Origin of the sequence: Paraburkholderia sp. BR10882, from assembly GCF_040948855.1 — a bacterium.
GTDB classification, from domain to species: domain Bacteria; phylum Pseudomonadota; class Gammaproteobacteria; order Burkholderiales; family Burkholderiaceae; genus Paraburkholderia; species Paraburkholderia nodosa_A.
Genome location: NZ_JBFPKP010000001.1, coordinates 517,844 through 543,081, shown reverse-complemented (window position 1 = coordinate 543,081; position 25,238 = coordinate 517,844). Strand labels below are relative to the sequence as shown.

The 25,238-nt window shown below is 67.5% G+C and carries 22 protein-coding genes and 2 tRNA genes; 17 read left to right on the top strand and 7 right to left on the bottom strand.

Annotated features, from left to right (window positions below; translation table 11 throughout):
- Positions 1–769 precede the first annotated feature (769 nt).
- The 6 genes from AB3X99_RS02490 (at position 770) to AB3X99_RS02465 (ending at position 8,169) form a co-directional block, all read left to right on the top strand.
- A complete protein-coding gene (locus AB3X99_RS02490) occupies positions 770–4,000 on the top strand; it encodes an Rne/Rng family ribonuclease (protein WP_368616039.1) in 3,231 nt (1,076 codons plus the stop codon).
- Positions 4,001–4,156: 156 nt separating this feature from the next.
- Positions 4,157–5,278: a GTP 3',8-cyclase MoaA gene (gene moaA / locus AB3X99_RS02485; RefSeq protein WP_368605498.1), complete on the top strand. Its 1,122-nt coding sequence runs from the start codon at positions 4,157–4,159 to the stop codon at positions 5,276–5,278.
- A gap of 6 nt (positions 5,279–5,284) precedes the next feature.
- Positions 5,285–5,917 carry a molybdenum cofactor guanylyltransferase MobA gene (gene mobA / locus AB3X99_RS02480; RefSeq protein ID WP_368616038.1) on the top strand — a complete coding sequence of 211 codons (633 nt, stop codon included), beginning with the start codon at positions 5,285–5,287 and terminating at the stop codon, positions 5,915–5,917.
- A gap of 107 nt (positions 5,918–6,024) precedes the next feature.
- Positions 6,025–7,329: a gephyrin-like molybdotransferase Glp gene (gene glp, locus AB3X99_RS02475; RefSeq protein ID WP_368616037.1), complete on the top strand. Its 1,305-nt coding sequence runs from the start codon at positions 6,025–6,027 to the stop codon at positions 7,327–7,329.
- Positions 7,330–7,396: 67 nt separating this feature from the next.
- Positions 7,397–7,672: a hypothetical protein gene (locus AB3X99_RS02470; protein ID WP_028206699.1), complete on the top strand. Its 276-nt coding sequence runs from the start codon at positions 7,397–7,399 to the stop codon at positions 7,670–7,672.
- A complete protein-coding gene (locus AB3X99_RS02465) occupies positions 7,672–8,169 on the top strand; it encodes an N-acetyltransferase family protein (RefSeq protein WP_368616036.1) in 498 nt (165 codons plus the stop codon). The genes AB3X99_RS02470 and AB3X99_RS02465 overlap by 1 nt, the downstream gene beginning before the upstream one ends.
- A gap of 80 nt (positions 8,170–8,249) precedes the next feature.
- On the opposite strand, the gene rmuC is transcribed toward AB3X99_RS02465, so the two are convergent.
- From rmuC to pncB, 5 genes are all read right to left on the bottom strand, one after another.
- The gene (rmuC, locus tag AB3X99_RS02460) at positions 8,250–9,779 is read right to left on the bottom strand and encodes a DNA recombination protein RmuC (RefSeq protein WP_368616035.1); all 1,530 of its coding nucleotides are present in this window, start codon (positions 9,777–9,779) and stop codon (positions 8,250–8,252) included.
- Positions 9,776–10,765 (bottom strand): 2-hydroxyacid dehydrogenase, encoded by a 990-nt coding sequence (locus tag AB3X99_RS02455; protein ID WP_368616034.1) that lies wholly within the window; start codon positions 10,763–10,765, stop codon positions 9,776–9,778. The genes rmuC and AB3X99_RS02455 overlap by 4 nt, the downstream gene beginning before the upstream one ends.
- Before the next feature lie 105 nt (positions 10,766–10,870).
- Positions 10,871–12,307 (bottom strand): sodium:proton antiporter, encoded by a 1,437-nt coding sequence (locus AB3X99_RS02450; RefSeq protein WP_368616033.1) that lies wholly within the window; start codon positions 12,305–12,307, stop codon positions 10,871–10,873.
- Positions 12,297–12,959 carry a lactate utilization protein C gene (locus AB3X99_RS02445; protein WP_368616032.1) on the bottom strand — a complete coding sequence of 221 codons (663 nt, stop codon included), beginning with the start codon at positions 12,957–12,959 and terminating at the stop codon, positions 12,297–12,299. The genes AB3X99_RS02450 and AB3X99_RS02445 overlap by 11 nt, the downstream gene beginning before the upstream one ends.
- Positions 12,960–13,045: 86 nt before the next feature.
- Entirely contained in the window at positions 13,046–14,257 is a 1,212-nt protein-coding gene (gene pncB / locus AB3X99_RS02440; protein ID WP_342945432.1) for a nicotinate phosphoribosyltransferase, read from the bottom strand.
- Positions 14,258–14,583: 326 nt separating this feature from the next.
- On the opposite strand from pncB, the gene fdxA reads away from it, so the two are divergent.
- The 8 genes from fdxA (at position 14,584) to AB3X99_RS02400 (ending at position 18,891) form a co-directional block, all read left to right on the top strand.
- Positions 14,584–14,907 carry a ferredoxin FdxA gene (gene fdxA / locus AB3X99_RS02435; RefSeq protein WP_028206706.1) on the top strand — a complete coding sequence of 108 codons (324 nt, stop codon included), beginning with the start codon at positions 14,584–14,586 and terminating at the stop codon, positions 14,905–14,907.
- A gap of 139 nt (positions 14,908–15,046) precedes the next feature.
- Positions 15,047–15,122 (top strand) — tRNA-Asn (locus AB3X99_RS02430).
- A gap of 79 nt (positions 15,123–15,201) precedes the next feature.
- Positions 15,202–15,277 (top strand) — tRNA-Asn (locus AB3X99_RS02425).
- Positions 15,278–15,385: 108 nt separating this feature from the next.
- Positions 15,386–15,877 carry a CreA family protein gene (locus AB3X99_RS02420; protein ID WP_368605505.1) on the top strand — a complete coding sequence of 164 codons (492 nt, stop codon included), beginning with the start codon at positions 15,386–15,388 and terminating at the stop codon, positions 15,875–15,877.
- A 28-nt stretch (positions 15,878–15,905) separates the two neighbouring features.
- Positions 15,906–16,808: an AraC family transcriptional regulator gene (locus tag AB3X99_RS02415; protein WP_368605506.1), complete on the top strand. Its 903-nt coding sequence runs from the start codon at positions 15,906–15,908 to the stop codon at positions 16,806–16,808.
- Between the two features lie 147 nt (positions 16,809–16,955).
- Positions 16,956–17,675 carry an AzlC family ABC transporter permease gene (locus tag AB3X99_RS02410; protein ID WP_368616251.1) on the top strand — a complete coding sequence of 240 codons (720 nt, stop codon included), beginning with the start codon at positions 16,956–16,958 and terminating at the stop codon, positions 17,673–17,675.
- Positions 17,672–17,995 (top strand): AzlD domain-containing protein, encoded by a 324-nt coding sequence (locus AB3X99_RS02405; RefSeq protein ID WP_069262594.1) that lies wholly within the window; start codon positions 17,672–17,674, stop codon positions 17,993–17,995. The genes AB3X99_RS02410 and AB3X99_RS02405 overlap by 4 nt, the downstream gene beginning before the upstream one ends.
- Positions 17,996–18,129: 134 nt before the next feature.
- On the top strand, positions 18,130–18,891 hold the full coding sequence (locus AB3X99_RS02400; RefSeq protein WP_254354957.1) for a DUF4088 family protein: 762 nt from the start codon (positions 18,130–18,132) through the stop codon (positions 18,889–18,891).
- 45 nt (positions 18,892–18,936) lie between these two features.
- Here the strand turns inward: AB3X99_RS02400 and AB3X99_RS02395 are convergent, their stop codons facing one another.
- On the bottom strand, positions 18,937–21,171 hold the full coding sequence (locus AB3X99_RS02395) for an ATP-dependent helicase (RefSeq protein ID WP_368616031.1): 2,235 nt from the start codon (positions 21,169–21,171) through the stop codon (positions 18,937–18,939).
- A gap of 194 nt (positions 21,172–21,365) precedes the next feature.
- Positions 21,366–21,878 (bottom strand): hypothetical protein, encoded by a 513-nt coding sequence (locus AB3X99_RS02390; RefSeq protein ID WP_368616030.1) that lies wholly within the window; start codon positions 21,876–21,878, stop codon positions 21,366–21,368.
- Between the two features lie 308 nt (positions 21,879–22,186).
- Between AB3X99_RS02390 and AB3X99_RS02385 the strand changes: the two genes are divergently transcribed.
- From AB3X99_RS02385 to AB3X99_RS02375, 3 genes are all read left to right on the top strand, one after another.
- On the top strand, positions 22,187–22,408 hold the full coding sequence (locus tag AB3X99_RS02385; protein ID WP_028206712.1) for an RNA-binding S4 domain-containing protein: 222 nt from the start codon (positions 22,187–22,189) through the stop codon (positions 22,406–22,408).
- A gap of 145 nt (positions 22,409–22,553) precedes the next feature.
- Positions 22,554–23,963, top strand: a complete 1,410-nt coding sequence (locus AB3X99_RS02380; RefSeq protein ID WP_069262937.1) for an MATE family efflux transporter — start codon at positions 22,554–22,556, stop codon at positions 23,961–23,963.
- A gap of 252 nt (positions 23,964–24,215) precedes the next feature.
- On the top strand, positions 24,216–25,178 hold the full coding sequence (locus AB3X99_RS02375; protein WP_368616029.1) for a bile acid:sodium symporter family protein: 963 nt from the start codon (positions 24,216–24,218) through the stop codon (positions 25,176–25,178).
- Positions 25,179–25,238: the final 60 nt, after the last annotated feature.

Below are 25,238 nucleotides of genomic sequence, written 5' to 3'. Positions count from 1 at the left end.
TGGACCACGCGGCGAGCGCAGGCTGCAAGCGATAAACGGTTATTTTACTTGCGCCCGGGGCTGGTTGCTCACCCCGTTTGATGAGAAGCAACGAGTTGCACGCACGGATCACCACTCCGGCAGGGACGGCGCCCACAGGCACGTTCGGTCAGGGGCGGCTCCGACGGTAACGGAACATTGGTATAAAGAATTTATCCGGCGCGTCCCGCCGCGCGGTCGAAGTGACCGCTGCAGGAGGCGCTGGTGGCGAAAATACGGCGAGCGCCCGAAGCGTCCCGGCAATGTGCGGGACACGGCGACGTCAAAAGTGGCGAGACACCCCGAGGGGGAAGACGGGCGTTCCTGAATAGCTTCCCGTGCGCGGCCCTGATTGAATCTTGAGGCCGCGAACCTGATCCAGTCGCAAGCGCGCGCGGTTCGCCGCTGCGGCCGGCGTCTGTCACGGCCAGTGCGATGGGCACACCCATCGGCACGTTCATGGTCACGGCAGCCAGGTGGATTGGAAGCGCAGGAAAACGTTGCCGTCGCGAACCCGCGGCATGTCTCTTCTCTTCTTGAAGACGTATTTCGCATGTGCCCACGCGGCCCCGTCCACGGCAACGCAACGCCGGACCGGCGCCCAGGAAAGGCAATTCTCCCCGCCATCGTTCCCGCTCCAGCGTGCTTGTGACAACACAATAAGGCGCGGCTCGCCGCTGCCCGCACCGTGCTGCCTGGCGTCACCGCCGCGCACCGTGCGGCTCGCGCGCGAACGCACTGGAGTCGTTCAATGAAACGAATGCTGTTCAACGCGACACAGCAGGAAGAACTGCGTGTCGCCATCGTCGATGGACAGAAGCTCATCGACATCGACATCGAAACCGCCGGGCGCGAACAGCGCAAAGGCAACATCTACAAGGGGATCGTCACCCGGATCGAGCCTTCGCTCGAGGCGTGTTTCGTCAACTACGGCGAAGACCGCCACGGCTTCCTGCCGTTCAAGGAAGTCGCCCGCCAGTACTTCCGCGAAGGCATCGACATGCGCGGCGCGCGCATTCAGGACGCCCTCAAGGAAGGCCAGGAGCTGATCGTCCAGGTCGAGAAGGAAGAGCGCGGCAACAAGGGCGCCGCCCTCACCACGTTCATCTCGCTCGCCGGCCGCTACCTCGTGCTCATGCCGAACAACCCGCGCGGCGGCGGCGTCTCGCGCCGCATCGAGGGCGACGACCGTCAGGAACTGCGCGAAACCATGGCGCAGCTGCAACTGCCGGACGGCATGAGCATCATCGCGCGTACGGCCGGCATTGGCCGCTCCGCCGAAGAGCTCCAGTGGGACCTGAACTACCTGCTGCAACTGTGGCGCGCCATCGAAGCCGCGTCGCAGGCCGGCCAGTCCGGTCAGCCCATGCTGATCTACCTGGAATCGAGCCTCGTCATTCGCGCGATCCGCGACTACTTCCAGCCCGACATCGGCGAAATCCTCATCGACACCACCGAGATCCATGACCAGGCGCGCGCCTTCATGGATATCGTGATGCCGGACAATGTCAATAAGGTGAAGCGGTATCACGACGACGTGCCGCTTTTCTCGCGTTTCCAGATCGAGCACCAGATCGAGACGGCGTATTCGCGCACGGTGCCGCTGCCCTCGGGCGGCGCGATCGTGATCGACCACACCGAAGCCCTGGTCGCCATCGACGTGAACTCGGCGCGCGCCACCAAGGGCGCCGACATCGAGGAAACCGCCGCGCGCACCAACCTCGAAGCCGCCGACGAAGTGGCGCGCCAGCTGCGTCTGCGCGACCTGGGCGGCCTGATCGTGATCGACTTCATCGACATGGAGTCGGCCAAGAGCCAGCGCGAAGTCGAGCAGCGCCTGAAAGACGCGCTGCGCCACGACCGCGCCCGCGTGCAGATGGGCAAGATCTCGCGCTTCGGCCTGATGGAGCTGTCGCGCCAGCGCCTGCGCCCCGCCCTCTCGGAAGGCAGCCACGTGACCTGCCCGCGCTGTAACGGCACGGGTCATATCCGCGATACGGAATCGTCGGCGCTGCAGGTGCTGCGCATCATCCAGGAAGAGGCGATGAAGGAAAACACCGCGGCAATTCATTGCCAGGTGCCGGTCGAAGTGACCGCCTTCCTGCTCAACGAAAAGCGCTCGGAGATCAACAAGATCGAGTCGCGCTTCAAGGTTGCGGTCGTTCTGATCCCGAACAAGCACCTCGAAACGCCGCACTACAAGCTCGAGCGCCTGCGTCACGACGATGCGCGCCTCGACGACCCGCGCGCCTCGTGGAAGATGGCCGAGGAAGCGGCTCGTGAACTCGAGTCGGAAACCGGCTACAGCAAGCGTACCGCCGAAGCCAAGCCGAAACAGGAAGCGGCGGTGAAGGGCATCACGCCGGAGCGTCCGGCGCCGAGCGCGCCGGTCAAGCCGGCCGAAACCGCGCCCGTCGCGGCACAACTGGCTGTCACGCCCGCGGGCGGCGGCTTCTTTGGCTGGGTCAAGCGTCTCTTTGGCGGTGCACCGGCTGCGGCGCCCGCGCCGGCACCGGTCGCTCAACCCGAAAAGACTGCCCGTCCGACCCGCGAAGCGCGTACCGAGCGCGGTGAGAAGACCGGCGGCGATCGCAACCGCAATCGCCGCTCCGGCGGCCGCGACGCGGCAGCCCGCGGCGAAAGCGCAGGCGGCGCACGTGCCGGCCAGCCGGCTGGCCGCCGTGAGGAACGCGAACAGCGTGAGCCGCGTGAAGCACGCGAAGGCCGTGGTGTCCGCGAGCCGCGCGAGCCGCGTGAACAACGCGAACCGCGCGAACCGCGCGAGCAACGTGAACCGCGTGAAACCCGCGAAGCGCGCACCGAGCGCGAACAGCGCATCGAACGCGTCGAGCGCGGTCAGGAACGTAGCGATGTAACGGCGGAAGCCGGCGCCGCACGTGGCGAGCGCCGCGAGCGTGGTGAACGTGGCGAGCGCGGTGAGTCGCGTCGCCGTCAGCAAGCCGAGGCCGCTGAAGCCCAGGAAGCGCGTCTTGACGCCGCATCGGCAGGCGCCGAAGGCGTCGAAGCGCCGCAGACGGAAGACCTGCTCGAAGGCGTGAGCGCCGGTGCCGACGAAGATGGCGCACCGCGTGAAGGCGAAGAACGCCGCCGCCGCCGCCGCGGCCGCCGCGGTGGTCGCCGCGAGCGCGAGACGGATGCAGCCGGCCTGACGCCGGGCGCAGATGCACCGGAAGGCGAAGAGCAAGCCGCCCCCGCCCAACCGGCGCTCGAGCAGCCTGCCATTGCCGCACAAGTGCATGAAGCACCGGCCGTAGAAGCGCGCACCGAGGCGGCTGCCGAGCCTGTCGTGACCGCACTGCCGGCCGCAGCCGCCGTCGTTGAAGCCGGGCACGTGCCTGCCGCTGCAGTGACGACGGCGCCCGTCGAAACCGTCGCGCCCGCTGCAGAGCAAGCTCCGGCTCCTGCCGAGCCGGCTCCGGCACCTGCCGAAGCCGCACCGGTGAGCGTCGAAACCGCACACGCGGTCGAGCCGAAGGCCGAAGAAGCTGTGGCACCTGTCGCTCCTGTGGCCCCTGCCGCAGCGGACGAACCGGTCGCGCCGGCAGCCCCGGTGGAGCCGGTTCAGGCCGAAACGCCGCCTGTCGTGCGCGAAGATCGCGTCGAAGCACCGCGGACCGAAGAGCCCGTGGCAGCGTCAGCAGCGCCCGTCGCTCAACCGGAGCCGGCACAAGAAGCGGTAGCCGCCGCTCCGGCGGTCGTCGCGATCACCGAGCCGGTTGCCTCGCATCCGGCCCCGGTGGCAACGGCGGCGCCCGCGGCTGCCCCCACCGCAGACACGCTGCGCCCGATGCTGGAATCGGCGGGTCTCGTCTGGGTCAATACTGACGCCGACAAGCTGCGCGCTGCGCAGCAAGCCGCCGCGCAGCTGGTCAAGCCCGCACGCACGCCGCGCGAGCGCAAGCCGCTGCCGCCGGTCGACAGCACGCCGATGCAGCAGGTCGAGACCACCCGCCTGCCGTAAGCGCTGCAAGGCAACTGGCCGCCGGGCCCCGATTCCGGCGCACCCCGAAAAGCCCGCCCCTCCCGGCGGGCTTTTTTTGATATATCAGCGTTCTCCCTTGTCTGAAGGCAGGTCCTGGTTCGGCTAAAATCGAACTAACGCGAGAACGAAGAGACCATGACACGACGCATCATCCCTGTTGCCGACGTTCGATCGCTGCCGCCCGAATTGCCCCGGACGGCCGCGGAAGCCGTGCGCGCGCCTTCTGGCGCGGTCTTCGACGCGCTCGCCAGACCCCTGCGCGACCTTCGCATCTCGGTCACGGACCGCTGTAATTTCCGCTGCGTGTACTGCATGCCGCGAGCCGTGTTCGACAAGGATTACCCGTTTTTGCCCCATTCCGCGCTGCTTTCGCTCGAAGAAATCGAGCGGCTCGCGCGGCTTTTCGTCGCGCATGGCGTCACCAAGATCCGCCTCACGGGTGGTGAGCCGCTGCTGCGCAAGAACATCGAATTCCTGATCGAGCGGCTCGCCGCGCTGCGTACGCCCGCAGGCGAACCGCTCGATATCACGCTCACCACCAATGGCTCGCTGCTTGCCCGCAAGGCGCGCGCGCTGCGTGACGCGGGCCTCACACGCGTGACGGTGAGCCTGGACGCCCTCGACGACGCCCTCTTTCGCCGCATGAACGACGCCGACTTCGCGGTGGCCGACGTGCTCGACGGCATTGCGGCGGCACAAGCCGTGGGTCTCGCGCCGATCAAGGTCAACATGGTCGTCAAGCGCGGCACGAACGACGGCGAGATCGTGCCGCTTGCGCGGCATTTCCGCGGCACGGATGTGACGCTGCGCTTCATCGAGTACATGGACGTGGGCACCTCGAACGGCTGGAACATGGCCGAAGTGCTGCCGTCGGCGGAAGTCGTCGCGCGCATTTCCGAGCACTGGCCGCTCGTGCCGCTGGAGCCCCACAACGCCGCCGAAACGGCGCAGCGCTGGGGCTACGCAGATGGCGCGGGCGAAATCGGCGCGATCTCCAGCGTGACGCGCGCGTTCTGCGGCGACTGCACGCGCGCGCGCCTTTCGACCGAGGGCAAGCTGTACCTGTGCCTCTTCGCCTCGATGGGTTACGACCTGCGCGCGCTGTTGCGCAACGGCGCCACCGACACGGCAATCTCCGGCGCGATCGCGCAGGTATGGGAAGGCCGCGCCGACCGCTATTCGCAGCTGCGGGGCAGCGCGCAGGCGCCGGCGGCCTCCGACGAGCGTCGCATCGAAATGTCCTATATCGGCGGCTGAGCAGCCATGACGCCGACGAGCGCCAACCCCATTCCCACGGCATCGATCACGGGCCTCGTGCTCGCGGGCGGCCGCGGCCAGCGTATGGGCGGCGCGGACAAGGGCTTGCAGATGCTGCACGGCAAACCGCTTGCCGCGCACGTGCTCACGCGCCTCGCGCCGCAGGTCGGCGCCCTCTCGATCAGCGCGAACCGCAACGGCGATGCTTATGCGGCGCTCGGCGCACCATGGCGAGCGAGCGTGCTCGCCGATACGCTGCCCGACTTCCCCGGCCCGCTCGCGGGGCTCCTCGCGGGACTGCGTGCGGCGCAAACCGAATGGCTCCTCACGGCGCCCTGCGACTCGCCCTGGCTGCCGGCCGATCTCGCCGAGCGCCTGGGCCACGCCGCGCTCTCGGCGCGCGCCGACATCGTGACCGCGACCACGACGAATGCCGAAGGCGTGGTCTCGCTGCACCCGGTATTCGCGCTCGTACGCACCTCGCTCGCCGACGACCTCGCCGCCTTCCTCGCCGCCGGCGAGCGCAAGGTGCGTGCGTGGTACGCGCGCCACACGGCCACCGAAGTCGCCTTTGCCGACGAACGTGCGTTTTACAATATCAATTCCTTACAGGAACTGGCCGAACTCGAACGCGCCTGAATTGCAATCGGGCGCCGCCCGGTCGGCCGCCGTCCCCGGCACACGGCCGGCACGCCCGCCTGGACGATCGCCGCACACGCCGTGCGGATGCGACGCTTCCTCACTCGATGACCACGCTTAACCATCCCTCCGGCAGCGCCGGCTGCATCAGCCAGTACGATCCGCAAGCTTTGCCCGTCAGCGCCGCCCAGGCCATCGTGCTGCAGTGGGCGACGCCGCTTGCGGCGAGCGAACGCGTGCCGCTGCGTGAAGCGCTCGCGCGTGTGCTGGCCGAAGACGTGATTTCGCCCATCGACGTTCCCGCGCACGACAACGCCGCGATGGACGGCTACGCGTTCGATGGCGCGACCCTGGCCGACATCTCCGGCGCCCTCTCGCTCGCCGTATGCGGCAAGGCCTTCGCCGGTCACGCTTACCCGGGCGACGTTGCCGCGGGTGCGTGCGTGCGCATCATGACCGGCGCGCCGATGCCCGCGAACTGCGACACCGTCGTGCCGCAAGAGCATGTGTCTGTGCAGGGCGACGTCGTCACTTTCGAAGCAAACGCCGTCAAACGCGGCGCGAACGCGCGCCGTAAGGGCGAGGACCTCGCGCGCGGCGGCGCGGCGCTCGCGGCCGGCCGCGTGCTGCGCGCGTCCGACATTGGCTTGCTGGCGTCGCTCGGCCTCATCGAGGCGCACGTGAAGCAGCGCCTGCGCGTGGCCTACTTCTCGACCGGCGACGAACTGCGCTCGCCAGGCGAGCCGCTCGAAGCGGGCTGCATCTACGACAGCAACCGCTACGCGCTCGGCGCGATGCTGCAGCGCCTGAACGTCGAGGCGATCGATCTGGGCGTCGTGCGCGACGACCCCGCGGCGCTGGCCGCCACGCTGAAACTCGCTGCCGAATCCGCCGATGTCGTGCTAACCTCCGGCGGCGTCTCGGTCGGCGAAGCCGATTTCACGCGCACCCAGTTGCAAACGCTCGGCGACGTCTCGTTCTGGGGCCTCGCCATGCGTCCCGGCCGCCCGCTTGCGTTCGGCCGCATCTGGTCGGGCGAACGCCCGGGCGCGGGCCGCGCGGCGCTCCTGTTCGGGCTGCCCGGCAACCCGGTCGCGACGATGGTCTCGTTCTACCAGATCGTGCGCCCCGCTCTCTTGGCGATGGCGGGCGCGCAAGCGCAGCCCGTCCCGCTCGTGCCGGCATTGAGCGATCAGCCGATCAAAAAGCGCGCGGGCCGCACCGAATTCCAGCGCGGCCTCGCGCGCCGCGACGCCAGCGGCCAGTGGCGCGTCGCGCCGACCGGCTCGCAAAGCTCGGGCGCGCTCAGCACGATGAGCGAGGCGAACTGCTTCATCGTGCTCGCCCATGAGGCCGGCGATCTCGATGCCGGCGACGCGATCGACATCATGCTGTTCGATGGACTCGTCTAGCGCGGCGGCGCCCGAGAGGTCATCAAAACCAACCACACGTCCACACCTGCATAACGGACCGACTACTATGAAAAAACAGATCTCGTTCATCGCTGCGGGCCAGACCGCCAAGGCGCTCATCCTCGTGTACCTGACCTTCAGCGTGCCGATCGTGCTGCTTGGCGTGCTCGTGGCGTTCGTGCGCTATGGCGCGGTCGAACTCTCGACCATCTTCAGCGCGCTGCTGCTCAACGCGATCGTCGGCTTCATCCTGCTGTGGATCGCCTGTCACGCCTACAACTGGGTGGCCTCGCGCTTCGGCGGCATCGAGATCCATCTTTCCGACGTGCCCGAGGAAGCGTGATGACCGCGACGATCCGCGCCGCCACGCCCGCCGACGTCGGCGCGATGCACGCGCTGATGTACGAGCTCGCGGAGTTCGAAAAGCTCACGCATCTGTTCACGGGCACGGCCGATGGCCTCGCCGACGCCCTGTTCGGCACGCGCCCGGCCGCTGAAGCGCTGGTGGCGGAAGACGCCGGCCGCATCGTCGGCTACGCGCTCTTCTTCCACAACTACTCGACGTTCCTGAGCCGCCGCGGCCTTTATCTCGAAGACCTCTACGTGCAGCCGTCGCAGCGCGGCACCGGCCTCGGCACCGCGATGTTGCGCGCGCTCGCGGCGATCGCCGTCGAACGCGGCTGCGCCCGCTTCGAGTGGACCGTGCTCGACTGGAACACGCCGGCCATCGGCTTCTATGAAAAGCTCGGCGCGACCGTGCTGCCCGACTGGCGCGTCGTGCGCATGACCGGCGATGCGCTCGAAAAGCTCGCCGCAGCTGGTGAAACGATGATCGGTTAAGCCAACGCACCGCACACGCTCGAATGCAAACGGGCCGCCTGAATCGGGCGGCCCGTTGTCTTTTGGCGCGCGGGTTGCGGTCACTCGTCGCCGAAGCCCGTTTCGCTTTCTGCGTCGCCGTTGCCGTTGCCATTACGGAGCGCGTCGCCGAGAAGATTCGCGGCGGCCTCGCCCGGCAGCGCCTCGACGTCGCGCAGCTTGCGGTTCATCGCACGCGTGCGCACCTCCGCCGCCTCGATGGAACGCGTGACCGTTTCGAGCTGTGTCTTGGTGCGCGCGAGCACGTCGCCGAACTTGCCGAACTCCGTCTTCACCGCGCCCAGCACCTGCCACACCTCGCTCGAGCGGCGCTCGATCGCGAGCGTGCGAAAGCCCATCTGCAGGCTGTTGAGAAGTGCCGTGAGCGTGGTCGGACCCGCCACGCTCACGCGGTAGTCGCGCTGCAGGACATCGGTCAAGCCCGGGCGGCGCAGGATTTCGGCGTAAAGGCCTTCGGTCGGCAGGAACAGCAGCGCGAAATCGGTCGTGTGCGGGGGCGCGACGTACTTCTCGGCGATGGTGCGCGCCTCCGCGCGGATGCGCAGTTCGAGCGCGCGCCCGGCCTCCTCGATCGCGAGCACGTCCGCGCGCTCCTGCGCATCGATGAGACGCTCGTAGTCTTCGCGCGGGAATTTGGCGTCGATCGGCAGCCAGACCGGCTCGCCTTGTTCCGCGCCGCGTCCGGGCAGGCGAATCGCGAATTCCACGCGCTCCGTGCTCTTCGGCACCGTCGCGACGTTCTTCGCGTACTGGTCGGGCGTGAGCATCTGTTCGAGCAGCGCTTCGAGCTGCACTTCGCCCCAGGTGCCGCGCGTCTTCACATTGGTGAGCACCTTCTTCAGGTCGCCCACGCCCGCGGCCAGCGTCTGCATCTCGCCAAGCCCGCGATGCACCTGCTCCAGCCGATCGGAAACGAGCTTGAACGATTCGCCAAGGCGCTGTTCGAGCGTGGCGTGCAGCTTCTCGTCGACCGTGCGGCGCATTTCCTCGAGCTTCGCCGCGTTGTTCGCTTCGATGTCCTTGAGGCGCTGTTCGAGCGTCGCGCGCACTTCGGCGAAGCGGCGGTCGTTGACTTCGGTGAGTTGCCCGAGCTGCTGCGTGAGCAGCGCGCCGAAGTGGCGCAGCGCGGCGCCCTGCTCGTCTCGCGCCTGCTGGGCTTGCTGATGCAGACTCTGGCGCACGGCATCGAGCTGCTGCGTATTGGCGGCGGTGAGTTTGGCGAGCTGCTGGGCGAAACCGTCGATCTGGCTGTTCTGCACGGTCGCGATGCTGCCGAGCTGCGCCGCCAGCGCCTGCTGGACCTGCGCGAAGCCGCCGCCGAACTCGCTGCGCGAGCTTTGCGCCGTGCGCGCGATCTCGTTGCGCAACTCGCGCTCGATGCGCTCGGCCGCGCGCGCCTGCGTGTCGGTCGAGGCCGCGAGGCGGTCGCTCAGTTGATCGAGCGCGTCGAGCGTGGCTTCGGCATCGCCGTCGCCATGGCCTTGACGCGCGCGCAGCAGCGCCACGAGCGTCACGACGAATGCAATCGCCAGCGCGACGATCGCCAGCGACATGACTGCGAGCGGACTCATTTACGGGCTTGCCCCAGCACAGCGGGGTTGACCGGATTGGGCGGCTGGCCGGCGCGCGGTCCCTCGCCGAGCGCCGCGATGAGGTTGTCGGCGGCGAGGTTCGCCATCGCGCGGCGCGTGGCTTCGCTCGCACTCGCGATGTGCGGCGTGAGCACGACGTTCTCCACTTCGAGCAACGCCGGATGCACGCGAGGCTCGCCCTCGAACACGTCGAGGCCCGCCGCCGCGATCTGACGCGTGCGCAGCGCGTGTGCGAGCGCCGCGTCGTCGACGATGCCGCCGCGCGCGATGTTGGTGAGCGTCGCCGTGGGTTTCATCAGCGCGAGTTCGGCTGCGCCGATCGTGTGATGGTTTTGCGCCGTATAGGGCAGCACGAGCACGACGTGGTCGGCCTGCCTGAGCAGGTCTTCCTTCGACAGATATTCGGCGTTCAGCTCGCGCTCGATCTCAGCCGCGACGCGCGAACGGTTGTGATACACCACGCGCATGTCGAAGCCGCGCGCACGACGCGCGAGCGCCTGGCCGATACGGCCCATGCCGATCACGCCGAGCGTGGCGCCGAAAATGTCCGAACCGAGGAACGCGTCGAACGACCACTTGTCCCACTTGCCCGCGCGCAGGAAGTGCTCCGATTCCGTCACGCGGCGCGCGGCCGCCATCATCAGCGCCCAGCCGAAGTCGGCCGTGGTTTCGTTGAGCACGTCCGGCGTGTTGGTGCCGAGCACGTTGGCCGCGTTGAAGGCGGCCATGTCGAAGTTGTTGTAGCCCACGGCCATGTTCGACACCACGCGCAGGCGCGGCGCCGCGGCGAGCGTTGCGGCGCCGATCGGGTCGCCCGCGGTGAGCGCGCCGTCCTTGTCGGCGAGACGCTGGTGCAACGCCTCGGGCGAAAGCGCTTCGCCGTTGTTCCAGTCCACGTCGAAATACTGCTTGAGCCGATCGATCACGTCGGGAAAGATCGGGCGCGCCACGAGAATCTTTTGCATCGTTGCTCTCCACACTTCAGTCGATGTCCGTCATTGTTGCGCGTGACGGGGCGCTCAGGGAAGTCTCGCGCGCTTTTCGCAGTCCGGCTCGCTAGCGCCTTGCCGCTAGACGAAAAAGAGCCAGGTGGCCGCGAGAAACACCGGCGCGAGCAGCACGCCCGACCAGCCAAGATAGCCGAAGAAGCCCGGCATGCGCACGCCGCGCGACTGCGCGATCGCCTTCACCATGAAGTTCGGCGCGTTGCCGATATAGGTGAGCGCGCCCATCCACACTGCGCCTGCCGAGATCGCGGCGAGCGTTTTCGCGCCGCCGGACATGAGCGCGTTGGCGTCGCCGCCCGCGAGATTGAAGAACACGAGGTAGGTGGGCGCGTTGTCGAGAAACGACGAGAGGAGCCCCGTCGCCCAGAAGTACATCGCTTCGTTGGGGCGGCCCGGCGCGTCGTTCACGAACCGGATCAGCGACGCGAACGCGCCCGCCTCGCCTGCGCGCAGCATCGCGATGACCGGCGTGATCGTCACGAAAATGCCCGCGAAGAGTTTGGCCACCTCGACGATCGGCGCCCATTCGAAACCGTTGTCGGCGCGCGCTGCTTTCGACGTGAACACGAGCGAAATGAGTGCGAGCGCAACGAGTCCCGCATCGCGCACGAGATTCTGCAACTGCAGGTGCCCGCCCGCGACCTCGAAAACGATACCGGGACGCCACACGCCGCTCATCAGCACGAGCACGACGAGTAGCGCGAGCAACACGAAATTCGCCTTGCCGCCGATGGAGAGCGCGTCTGTGTCCGGCGTCGGGTCGAGCGCAGCGGCGTGCACTTCCCCGGCGCGGCGAAAGTACCAGCTATCGAGCGCGTAGAACACCACAAGCAGCACGCCGCACACGAACAGCATCGGCAGCGCGAGATGCTGCGCAGTCCAGAAGAATCCCACGCCGTTGAGAAAACCGAGGAACAGCGGCGGATCGCCGAGCGGCGTGAGCAGGCCGCCCGCATTCGCGACGAGAAAGATGAAGAACACGACCACGTGCACGTTGTGCCGGCGGTTGTCGTTCGCGCGCAGGAGCGGGCGGATCAGCAGCATCGCGGCGCCGGTCGTGCCCATCACGCTCGCGAGCACGGTGCCGAGCGCGAGGATCGCCGTGTTCATGCGCGGCGATCCGCGCAGATTCCCGTACACGCAGATGCCGCCCGCTATCGTATAGAGCGCGCCGAGCAGCACGATGAAGGGCAGATATTCGTCGACGACGGCGTGCACGAACAGCGGATACGTCACGCCGACACCATGCGTGGCCGCGAACGGCAGCAGGAACGCGAGCGCCCAGGCCGCCGAAACCTTGCCGAAGTGGTGATGCCAGAACGTGGCCGCGAACATCGGGAAGAACGCGATCGACAGCAGCATGCCGGCGAACGGCAGCGCCCACGCGGCGCCGAGCGATGCGCCGTCGAAGGCCGCCGCGTGTGCGCTCGTGCTGTAGAGCGTCAGCGCCGCGCAGAGCGTCCCCGCGCAAGCGCTTGCCGTGTTGCGCTTACGCGCCATGCACGACGATCACATGCACGCGATACGGCCCGTGTGCCCCAAGAATGATGGTCTGCTCGATGTCGCCGGTGCGCGAAGGCCCCGAAACGAAGTTGACCGCGCGCGGCAGCTCACCGCGTTCGGCGCGCATGAGCGCGAAGGCGTCCTCGTGGCCCGCGACGATGCGCGAAGCGGGCACGACGGCGATGTGCGTTTCGGGCAGCAGCGCGCCCGAGGCCCACGTCTGGGGGCTGGAGAGCAGGACCAGCGTGCCGGTTTCAGCGGTGGCGCAAAAGCAGCCCGTGAGGCCGACGAGATCGCGATCTTCGGGCTTGCGGAATTGCACGGCGAGACCGGCGCCGGCCCAGTCGAGCGTGTCGAGCGTCTGCCACGCGACGGCCTGCATCGGCAGGCTGCGCTCAGCGAGATAGCGTTGCGCGGCGGCGGGCACATCGGCGAGTTGCTGGATTTCGTCGACGGTGCTCGACATCTTGCGCGCCTCGCCGACGAAGCGCGCAACGAGATCGCCTTCCAGCGGCGGGCGCGGACCCTCGGGATGTAGCGCGAGGTAGTCGGCCACGGCTTCCCGCTCATCCGCCGCGGGCGTGGCCTCGCGTCCCTGCGCCGCGCGAATGCGCGCGAGTATGCTGCGGCGGGCGGCCGTCGTGTCCATGAACGTCCTCGTCAGATGAAGAAAGGCGACGCGCCGATTATACCGGGGCGTCGCCTGCGATCTGCGGGTCAAGCGTGCGGCGTTTTTCACACGCCTGGTTGCCCCCCGCACTCTTCCTCTACGGGCTGCTCGATGCCGAACACCTGGCGCAGATAGGCGAGATATGCCTTGTCGTCGCACATGTTCTTGCCCGGCGAATCGGAAAGCTTGGCGACGGGCTGGCCGTTGCAGCGGACCATCTTGATGACGATCTGCAGCGGCTGGTAACCCAGGTCGTTGGTGAGGTTCGTGCCCACGCCGAACGCGAGGCGGCAGCGGTCGCCGAAACGCTCGTACAGGCGCAGCACCTTCGGAATGTCGAGCGCGTCCGAGAAGATCATCGTCTTCGTGCGCGGATCGCAGCGATTGTCCTCGTAGTGCTTGAGCAGGCGCTCGCCCCACTCGAACGGATCCCCCGAGTCGTGCCGCGCGCCGTCGAAGAGCTTGCAGAAGTACATGTCGAAGTCGCGCAGAAACGCCTGCATGCCGTAGACGTCCGAGAGCGCAATGCCCAGGTCGCCGCGGTATTCCTTCGCCCACATCTCGAAGCCGAAGATCTGCGAGTCGCGCAGACGCGGCCCGAGCGCCTGGCACGCCTGCAGGTACTCATGCGCCATCGTGCCGAGCGGCGTGAGGTTGTGCTTCATCGCGTAGTAGACGTTGCTCGTGCCCGTGAACTGCTCGCCGAGATCGGCCTTGAGCGTGAGGATCACCTCCTCGTGCCAGCGCTTCGAGAAGCGGCGGCGCGTACCGTAGTCGGCGATCTTGCAGTCGGCGAATTCGGGCTTCGCGCCAAGTAGCTCGATCTTGTGGCGCAGGCGCTCGCGCCCCTCCTCGTACTGCGGATGATGCTGCGTGTTGCGGAAGTACACCTCGTTGACGATGGCGAGCACCGGGATCTCGAAGAGGATCGTGTGCAGCCACGGCCCCTGGATCGCGATGTCGATCTCGCCATTGGCCTTGGGCGACGGCGTGACCGAGATGTACTTTTCGTTGAGGTGAAAGAGCGCGAGAAAGTCGATGAAGTCGCTCTTGATGAAGCGCATCTTGCGCAGGTAGTCGAGCTCGGTTTCGGCGAAGCGCAGCCTGCACAGCTTCTGGATCTCGCTGCGGATCTCGTCGACGTAGGGCACGAGATCGACGTTCGGCGTGCGGCAGCGGAAGCGGTATTCCACATTGGCCGCGGGGAAATGATGCAGCACCACCTGCATCATGGTGAATTTGTAGAGATCGGTATCGAGCAGCGAAGTAATGATCATGATGGGCCGGCCGGACTGCAATCGGATAGCGCCCGCGAAGCGGGAACCGGACATGTTGCCGGGCAGATGCCCCGCAGCGGTTCCGGGCGGCAGGCGCCAGCGGTGCGTCCATGTTACCCGAATGCCCGCGCGCGCCACGTGCCCGGCGGCACGGCCCCTCGCGCGCAAGGGATAAAACGCTGCGGATCGCCCGGTCTTATAAACTAATCACGAAACGATCTAAGGACGGTCGCGGGCCTGTGGTTGGGGTAATTCCTCATCAGTTACAATAGCGCTTTTGGCGAACCGCCATCCCCCGATACAAAAAGCTTGCAGGAGCTGCCTGAATGACTCACGTTGTGACCGAGAGCTGCATCAAGTGCCGCTATACCGACTGCGTCGATGTGTGCCCGGTGGACTGCTTTCGCGAAGGTCCCAACTTCCTCGCGATCGACCCGGACGAGTGCATCGACTGCGCCGTGTGCGTTGCCGAGTGCCCGGTGAACGCCATCTACGCCGAGGAAGACGTGCCTGGCGACCAGCAATCGTTCATCGAGCTGAACGCCGACCTCGCGAAGGGCTGGCCGAGCATCACGAAGACCAAGGCCCCGCTGCCGGAAGCCGACGAATTCAAGGACGTGAAGGACAAGCTCGCGCTGCTCGCACGCTGATCGCTTGTTCGGGGTGTCCTCCCGCCGCCGTCGCTTACACGGACAGTCCCTCGCGCAGCGGATTGCCCTAAACAGATCGCGACAGGGTATTGACAGGCCCAGCCAAACCCCATAGAATCTCGTTCTCTGCTTTTGTTGATCCCCGATAGCTCAGTCGGTAGAGCGCCGGACTGTTAATCCGTAGGTCCCTGGTTCGAGCCCAGGTCGGGGAGCCAAGATTCGCAAAAGCCCGTTGGCGTTCACAACGCAAAACGGGCTTTTTTATGACGTAAAGTGTTGTCGCTGTACTGCTGGTCCCCGATAGCTCAGTCGGTAGAGCGCCGGACTGTTAATCCGTAGGTCCCTGGTTCGAGCCCAGGTCGGGGAGCCAAAATATCGAGGGGTTGCGTGGTTGCACGCAACCCCTTTTTCTTTTGCTGCGCGCGTGGCGCACGCTACCCTCCCCGATAATGTCGCTTCGTCATCTTCGGGAATCCGCATGAAATCCACCCGCCTCTGCGCTTGCCTCGCGCGCCCGCTGCTTGCCTGCGCGAGCCTCGTCGCCTGCGCCGCCGCCCACGCCGAGCAGATCGGCAGTGTGAACACCAACTTCCGCGTGACCGGCTCGGACAAAGTCGTCGTCGAGGCCTACGACGATCCGCAGGTGCCAGGCGTGACCTGCTACGTCTCCCGCGCACGCACGGGCGGCGTGAAGGGCACGCTCGGCATTGCGGAAGATCCGACCGAGGCATCGATCGCGTGCCGGCAGGTCGGGCCGATCTCCTTCGCAGGTCCGCTCAAACAGCAAGACGACGTCTTCAACGAGCGCATGTCGTTCCTCTTCAAGACGCTGCACGTCGTGCGCGTGGTCGACGCGAAGCGCAACGCGCTCGTGTATCTGACCTACAGCGACCGCGTGGTGAGCGGCAGCGCCAAGAACAGCGTCACGGCCGTGCCGGTGCCCACGGGCACGACGATTCCGCTGCGCTAAACTGGGGATCCGTGCAGGATCCTTCACCATGACCGGTTCCCGTTTTCGAGACTCCGCCCGCTACTGGCGCACGCCGCTTCTGCCCGGCGCGGATCTCGTCACGGCCGAATACAACCAACATACGTTCGCGCCACACTGGCACGAGGCCTACACGATCCCCGTGATCGAGGGCGGCGCGGAATGCTTTCGCTATCGCGGCACGCAGCATGTCGCCGCAACGGGCAGCGTGCCGGTGATCAATCCGGGGGAGCTGCATACGGGTTCACGCGCCGTCGAAGAAGGCTGGAGCTATCGGGTGATGTATGTGCCGATCGACTTCCTGCACGAGCTCGCCGGCGAAATCGCCGGGCGCACGCAGCCGCTGCCGTGGTTCGACGCCGAGGTGATCCACGATCTCGATCTCGCGCACCGGCTCTCGCGCGCCCACCGGCTGCTGGAAGCCGACGCGGACTGGCGGCGCGGCGCAGCCGTGCCCGAACCCGGCGCGAGCGCCAGTCCGGCATCGCCTTCGGCGCCTTGTGCCGATCTGCTCGCCGTGGAAGGCTCGCTGCTCGACGCACTCTCGACGCTGCTCACGCGCTACGGCCGCACGCGCGAGGCGGCGCTCAAACACGGCCCGAACGATCCCCGCGTGGAAACGATGAAGGCGCTCCTTGCCGCCGATCTCGCCACGCCGCTGCGCGTGGCCGATCTCGCCCAAGCGGTCGGCCTCTCGCCGTTTCACGCCACGCGGCTCTTCACGCAGGCAACCGGGCTGCCGCCGCACGCCTGGCGCACCCAGTTGCGCCTGCAACGCGCCCTCGCCCCGCTGCGCGAAGGCGCTACGGTTGCCGAGGTCGCCGCCGCGAGCGGTTTCACCGACCAGAGCCATTTCACGCGACACTTTCGGCGCATGTTCGGCGTGCCGCCGGGGCGCTGGCAGTCGTCCTGAACGCGCCAACCCGCATCCGGCCGCAAGAACGTACAAGCCACGCGTAAGGCGGCCCGCTATGCTGTCCCCTTGTATCAGGAGGACAGTTTGACCACGCATCCCAACCGCCTTGCCGAATTCATCGCTGGCGCGCGCGACACGATCCCCATGATGATCGGCGCCGCACCCTTCGGCGTGATCTTCGGCACGCTCGTCACCTCGGGCCCGCTTTCGCTCTGGCACGGCCAGTTCATGTCGCTCGCCGTGTTCGCCGGCTCCGCGCAGTTCATCGCGCTCGGGCTGATCGCTTCGCACGCGAGCTTCGCGGTGATTTGGGCCACCACGTTCATCGTGAACCTGCGCCACGTGCTCTATAGCGCGACGCTCGCGCCCTATATCTCGCACCTGCCGCTGCGCTGGCGGCTCGTGCTCGGCAGCCTGCTCACCGATGAGGTCTTCGCCGTCGCGTGGGCGCATTTGCGCCGCCATCCGCCCGGCGACGACGTCTCGCCGTGGCATTTCCTCGGCTCGGGCCTCTCGATGTACCTGAACTGGCAACTCTGGACCGCGGCCGGCCTGCTGTTTGGCGCGGCGTTCCCGGGTCTGCAGTCGCTCGGCCTCGACTTCGCGATGGTCGCGACCTTCATCGCCATCGTCGTGCCACAGCTGGTTGCCTTGCGTTACCTCGCCGCCGCCGCGACGGCGGGCGCGCTCGCCTTTTTCTGGCAGGGCTGGCCGTACAAGCTCGGGCTGCTCGGCGCCGTGCTCGCGGGCGTGATCGTGGGTGTCGTGCTCTCACGGCCAGGTTCGTCGCGCGGCGCCCGCGCCGGCAGCGAGTCGTCCCGCAAGTCCCCCAACGTCCAACGCACCGCAGGAGCCGGGCAATGAACTACGTCGTCCTGATTCTCGGCATGGCCCTCATCACCCTGGTCATTCGCACTGCGGTGTTCGTGCTCGGCGACCGGCTGGTATTCCCGCCACTCGTGCGCACCGCGCTCGGCTTCGTGCCCGTCACCGTGCTCACGGCGATCATCGTGCCGATGGCGGTCTCGCCCCACGGTCAGGGCGCCGAGCTGACCTGGCGCAACCCGCAGCTCGTCGGCGCGCTCGCGGCGATCGTCGTCAGCGCGCTCACGAAGCGCCCGCTCCTCACCATCGCGATCGGGCTCGGCGTGTTCTTCCTCTGGCAAGGCGTTGTCCTGCGCTAGAGGCAAGCGTCGCCCCTTACGCTCAAGTTTCACCCCGGAGCGCCGTTAAACCCGTCAGGGCCTGCTCTGGCAGGCCACTGCTCGAACGGCGAGAGCACGCGAGAAGCGACAAGGATTACACCGGGGCAACCACAATGGGGCATATCACCCTTAACCTGAAGGACGAAACGCTTGCGTCGCTGCGCAAGGATTTCGACGCGTTCCTGCGCGTCTCGCTCAAACTCGACCCGCAATTCGCCACGCCGGAATTCGAGGACTACCTGCGCGCGAAGCTGCTCGACAACATGACGCCGCTCACGGAGCACGCCGTCCAGCGGCTCCTGCAAGGCGGCCAGTACGCGTGGGCCAAGCGCACGCTCGACAAGGAATTCCCCGAGGTCGTCTCGATCCTGATGCGTCAGGCAGGCGAATTCGGTTTCGGCTTCGCGTCGCGGCCCGAGTGGACGCCCGACGAACTCTCGAAGCAGTGCCGCGACTGGGCGGCGGCCATCGTGAGCGAAGCACAGGGCGACGACACGCTGGTCGACCCGCTGGCGGCGCAGATCAAGTCGGGCGTGCAGGACATCCAGGCCCTCGAAGAGTCGATGCAGACGCCCGCGTGGCGCCTCACCGAGTCGTTGCGTCAGCGTGTGTACGAAGCGAAGATCGGCTGTGAACAGGCGAGCGGCAGTGCGGCGCGCGAGCGTCTGGGCGAGCTGCGCGGGCTGCTGAGGCTCGGCGTGACGCATGGCGTGTTCCAGAAGCAGGAAGCGCAACAAATCATGGAATATCTGCGCCTGCTCAAGCCCGAGATTTTCGTCGAGGAGCCCGACGATGTGTTCACGCGCCTCGCCGCGTGGATGCGCAACTTCTTCATGCCGCCGCAGCGCAGCACGGCACGCGAGCAGCGGCGCTAAGCGCTGGCGCGCCGCCTGAAAACGGCGCGCGCCCCGCTTACCCCCTCAACCCCACATCTTCCTGAGCTTCGCGGCGATCTCGACCTTCGCCTGCGCGGCTGCGGCGAGTCCGGCCGCGCTCGGCGCGCTCGCCACGGGCGCGGGCGGCCATGCGCGGGATTCGAACAGCGGCAGCATGGGCGTCGCGATGAAGCGCGTGCGCGAGGCCCACACGTGCCGGTCGCCCGACGCCACCTGGTTGTGCACATAAAAGCGCTGCGGCACGACGATGTGCAGATCCTCCTTCGCGCGCGTCATCGCCACATAGAGCAGCCGCCGCTCCTCTTCCAGCTCCTCGTCGCTGCCCGCGCCGAGATCGGACGGAATGCAGCCGTCCACGCCGTTGAGCACGAACACGTTGCGCCACTCCTGACCTTTCGCCGAATGGATCGTCGAAAGGATCAGGTAGTCTTCGTCGAGCAGCGGATCGGCCGATTCGGCGCTCGTCGCGTCGGGCGGATCGAGCGTGAGTTCGGTGAGAAAGCGCTCGCGCGAGGCGTAGGTGCTCGCAATGCTCTCCATCTGCAGCAAGTCGGCGAGACGCACTTGGGCGTCTTCGTGATTGCGCTCGAGATGCGGCTCGTACCAGCGCCGCACGCGCTCGAACTCGGCCGGCCACGGCGTCGAGCGCATCGAGAGGCCGTCGATGAGCGACGCAAACGCCGGCCAGTCCTCGGCCGCGCGCGGCGGCGGCGCGAAAGCCGCGAGCGCCTCGGCGGCGCGATACGCGCCCGTGCACGCGGCCACCTGGTCGAGCAGGCGCGCGGCGTTGGCGGGCCCGACGCCCGGCAGCAACTGCGTCACGCGAAACCCCGCCACACGGTCGAGCGGATTCTCGGCCCAGCGCAGCACCGCCAGCACGTCTTTCACGTGCGCGGCGTCGAGAAAACGCAGTCCGCCGAACTTCACGAACGGGATATTGCGTCGCGCCAGTTCGATTTCGAGCGTCGCGCTGTGGTGCGCCGCGCGAAACAGCACGGCCTGTTGCTTGAGCTTCATGCCCGCTTCACGCGCCTCGAGAATCTGCTCGACGACATAGCGCGCCTGGGTGGCCTCGTCGGCCACCGTGACGAGGCGCGGGCGCTGCTGCGAGGGGCGTTCGGTCCACAGGTTCTTGGTGAAGCGCTCGGCGGCGGCGTCGATCACGGCGTTCGAGGCGGCGAGGATCGGCGCCGTCGAACGGTAGTTGCGCTCGAGCGTCACCTGACGCGCGGGCGGGTCGAACTGCGCCGGGAAGTCGAGGATGTTGCGCACGGTCGCGCCGCGAAACGAATAGATCGCCTGGGCGTCGTCGCCGACCACGGTGAGGCCGCGGCCATCGGGCTTGAGCGCGAGCAGGATCGAAGCCTGCAGGCGATTGGTGTCCTGGTATTCGTCGACGAGGATGTGATCGAAGCGCCCCGCGAGATCGGCGGCGATGGCCGGCTCTGCGGCCATGTGCGCCCAGTAGAGCAGCAGGTCGTCGTAGTCGAGGACGTTCTGCTTCTGCTTGGCGTCCACGTACGACGCGAACAGCGCGCGTAGCTGCGGCTCCCACTCGAGGCACCACGAGAACGAACGGTTGAGTACATTGGCGAGCGAGTCGCCCGTATTGACCGCGCGCGAATAGATCGCGAGGCAAGTCGATTTCGAGGGGAAGCGCTTTTCCTTGGCCGAGAAACCCAGCTCGTGGCGCACCAGATTCATAAGATCCGCGGAATCCTCGCGGTCGTTGATCGTGAACGCCGGCGACAGGCCGATGTGATCCGCGTACTCGCGCAACAACCGCGCGCCCACGCCGTGAAAGGTGCCCGCCCAACTGAGCCCTTGCGCGAGCACGGCGGCCGCGCCTGGAGCGCTGGCAGCGATACGCGCCACGCGCCGCGTCATTTCCTGCGCGGCGCGCCGCGAGAACGTGAGCAGCAGGATGCGGTGCGGGTCGGCGCCACCCGCGATCAGATGCGCGACGCGGTGCGCGAGCGTATTCGTCTTGCCCGACCCGGCGCCCGCGATCACGAGCAGCGGGCCCGGCAGCGCGGAACCCGGCGCGTAGCCCGCTTCGCCGCCGTGTTCGACGGCCTCGCGCTGCGCATCGTTGAGTTTCGCGAGCCACGCGCCAACGGCATTGGCTGCTTCGGCGCGCGCCTGGCTGGCATCGGAGACGGAGGAATCGGCAACGGAAACGGTGGACACGGCGGGCGCTGGGACGATGAACGTGGCGAATCGGGAAGGAGCGACGCATACTGTATATCCATACACCATGCGTCCGCAAGCGCCTGATTCCACGGCGATCTGGCGGGATTTAACGACAACGCCACGGCGCGTTTCGCCGCCGCCGACACCCGGGAGCCGCCAGACAAAACGGCGGCGCCCGTTGCCGGACACCGCCGCTCACAAGGCCAGGCACAAGGCCGGCGCCCCCAAAAGGCGCGGGCGCCTTCGGCATCAGCCGATCGTTACTGCGACTGGCCGCCCTGCTGCGGGGCCGACATGCCGTTCATCTGGTCCTTCATTTCCGAGTCGTTGGCCTGACGGTCGGCCTTGTGGTTGATCTTCGCGTCCTTCACCTGCGCCTTGTACTGCGACTTCGCCTGCTTCTTCGCGTCGCCGTACTCGGCGTTCGCCGACTTCTTCGCGCTGCGGTATTCGGCGTTCGCCGCCGCGTTCGCGTTGCGCTTTTGCACCAGCGGGTCGGCGGACTGCGGTGCGGTCAGGGCCTGCGGCGCGGGCGCGGGCTGCGCGATCCCTGCGGCCGCCGGCGCCTGGCTCGGCGCCTGCCCGGTCATCTGGCCAGGGGCAGCGCCCGGCGCCATGGCCGGCGCGCCGGAAGGCGCCATCGTTGGGGCTTCGCCGGCCTGTGTCGCGCCCTGGGTCGCGTTTTGGGCATACGCGCCCTGCGCAAATACGGCGGCAGTGGTCACGGTGGCAAAAGCGGCGGTAGCAGTGAGCAGCTTGGCGATCTGGGTCATGGCGTATCCTCTTTGCAGTGGTTCCGAAGGCGCTTATGCGGTGGGCAAGCCCGCCACAATCGCGCCCCGGCTCGACGGAACCGCACCAGAAAAACTCGGGCGGCGCTGTCGATCCGGGTGAAACCATTTTGGTATGAAGATCGCCGATGGGTCCCGCGACGTTACTCAACGTTTCATTTACTGACGAATTCATAACATCTGGCCCCTGGATGTAACGATGCGATGGCAGGCGCTGCCGCGAGCCCGCCATCGCTTATGATGCTCACCCGTCCCGCGCTAGCCGCACGCCTTTCGAATTTGAATCCGCCATGCCCAATCTCGATTTCACGCTGACCGGCGACTACGTCGAACTGCACAACCTCCTGAAGATCACCGGACTCGCCGACAGCGGCGGCTCGGCCAAGCAGATCGTCGCCTCGGGCGCGGTGAAGGTGGACGGCGAAGTCGAGCTGCGCAAGACGTGTAAGATCCGCGCGGGCCAGGCCGTGCTGCTCGGCGACACCCGCATTGCCATCAAGGCGAGCGAGTGAACCCCGCCGGAACTTGCCCGCAGGCGCCGGCTATGCACCAGATTTGAGCATCTGGATCGACAAGGTCGCTGTCTCGCAATAAGCTTTCAGTTTTGACAGACGAACCCTGCCTCGCGGCGCGCTTATCTCGCGCCGCTTGTTTTTCATGACTCGAACTACGCTTTCCCGCCGCGCCGTTGCCGCGCCGCCCACGCTGCGCCGCCATGCCGCCGACACCGCCCGCCTCGCCGGGCCGCTCGCAATCGCCCAACTCTCGCAGATGGCGATGAGCGTGACCGACACGGTGCTGCTCGGCTCGCTCGGCGCCGACGCGCTCGCCGCGGGCGGCCTCGGCGCCAACCTGTTCTTCGTGGTGGTGACCGTGCTGCAAGGCGTGCTGACCTCGGTGAGCGTGAGCGTCGCGCAGGCGCGCGGCGCCGACAACGAAAGCCACGTGCCGCACATCTACTGGACCGGTTTCGCGCTGTCCCTGCTGCTTTCCGTGCCGGCGTTCGCGTTGCTCTCGTTCGCCGAGCCGATCCTGCGCGCCCTCGGAGAGCCGACGCTGCTCGCGCATCACATCGGCGAATACACGGCCGTGCTGCGCTGGGGCGCGCCCGCCAGCCTTATCGGCGTGGGGCTCATGCGCTCGTTCCTGCCCGCCATCGGCGCGGCGCGGCGCCTCCTGTGGGTGTCGGTGGCGTGCGTCTTCATCAACGGCTTTCTCAACTTCGGCCTGATCCACGGTGCCTGGGGCCTGCCGCGCCTCGGCTTTCTCGGCTCGGCGGTAGCGACGACCATCACCGTGTGGCTCACCGCGTTCGTGCTGATGGCGCTGCTGCACCTGCGGCCTTCGCACCAGCGTTTCGTCGTCGCGCGCCGACCGACGGCGCCGCTGATGGGCGAACTCTTCACGATCGGCTGGCCGGTTGCGATCACCTATGCGGTCGAAGCGACGCTCTTTCTCGCCACCGGCCTGCTCGCCGGCCTGCTCGGCGAGACGCCGCTCGCGGCGCACCAGATCGCCCTGAACGTGGCCTCTGTCACGTTCATGGTGCCGCTCGCGATCGGCCAGGCGGCCAACGTGCGCGTGGGTTACTGGTCCGGCGCGGGTGTGCCGAGCGCGGCACGCCATGCGGGCTTCGTCGCGCTCGGGCTCGGCGTCGGCTTCATGTCGCTCTCGGCGCTCGTGATGGTGCTGGCGCCGCACTGGATCGTCGGGCTCTACCTGCATCTCGACGACCCGGCCAACGCGCACACGGTCTCGCTCGCCGCCACGCTTCTCGGCGTCGCGGCCATCTTCCAGATCGTCGACGGCGCGCAGACCGTGGGTTCGGGCTGCCTGCGCGGCCTGAAGGACACGCGCGTGCCGATGCTCGCGGCCACGCTTGGTTACTGGGGGATCGGCTTTCCGCTGGGCTACGCGCTGGCGTTTTACTTCGGCCTCGGCGCGCTCGGGCTCTGGTGGGGGCTGGCGGCCGGGCTCACCACCGTCGCCGTGCTCATGACATGGCGCTTTCACCGGATGAGCCTGCGCTCGCAGGCTCACGCCGCCGCGGCGGGCCGCGCGGGTTGAAGCGCGGGTTGAAGCGTTTACTTAACCGACCGGGCCGCACCGGCTCGACCGGTTAAAATACGCGCCAGGCGCCGCAAGCGGCGTCCGTCCCACGAGGGCAAGAACAGTACGCTGCATGGGACTGGAGCGGGCGCTAAAGCGCCAACGCCAGTCGACACAGGAGACAGCCGCGCCCCGCGAGCGCCGCCGGCCACCCCGGCACCGCTTGCCGTGCGCCAACGCACAACGAACCCATTCACGGACCGCCCCTTCATGCTCGCCCCGATTACCCGACTCTTCCCGCTCTGGGCCGTCCTCGTTTCCCTGCTGGCCTACTTCGATCCGGGCCTCGTCGCGCCGATCGCGCCGCACGTCACGACGCTCCTGATGATCATCATGCTGGCGATGGGCGTCACGCTCTCGTTCGCCGACTTCCAGCGCGTCTTCACGCGGCCCGCGCCGGTCGCCGCGGGCATCTTCCTGCACTACCTCGTCATGCCGCTCGCCGCATGGGCGATCGCCAAAGTGCTGCACATGCCGCCCGACCTCACGGCGGGCATGGTGCTCGTGGGCAGCGTGGCGAGCGGCACGGCGTCGAACGTGATGATCTATCTCGCGCGCGGCGACGTCGCGCTTTCGGTGACGATCAGCGCGCTCTCCACCCTGGTCGGCGTATTCGCGACGCCGCTGCTGACCCGTCTTTACGTCGATGCCTCGATCGTCGTCGACGTGCACGGCATGCTCATGAGCATCCTGCAGATCGTCGGCCTGCCGATCGCCATCGGCCTCGTCGTGAACCGCCTCGCGGGCTCGCTCGTGCGCCGCGTCGAGCCGGTGCTGCCGCTCGTCTCCATGGTGTCGATCCTCGCGATCATCGCCGCCGTGGTAGGCGGCACGCATGCGAGCATCGCCACGGTCGGTCCGCTCGTCGCGCTCGGTGTGGTGCTGCACAACGGCATCGGCCTGCTCGGCGGCTACTGGGGCGGCCGCCTGCTCGGCTTCGACGAATCGGTGTGCCGCACGCTGGCCATCGAAGTGGGCATGCAGAACTCGGGTCTCGCCGCGACGCTCGGCAAGCTCTACTTCTCGCCGCTCGCCGCCCTGCCCGGCGCGCTTTTCTCGGTATGGCACAACCTCTCGGGCTCGGTGCTCGCTGGCTACTGGGCCGGGAAGCCGGCGCGCGGCAGCACGCGCGATGCGCAAGGCGCTGAGAACGCGTCGACCGCGCGCGTTTGATCAACCGCAGACCTTTCCGGCCGCGCGCAATCGTCAGTTGCTTGCGGCCCGGAAATTGCA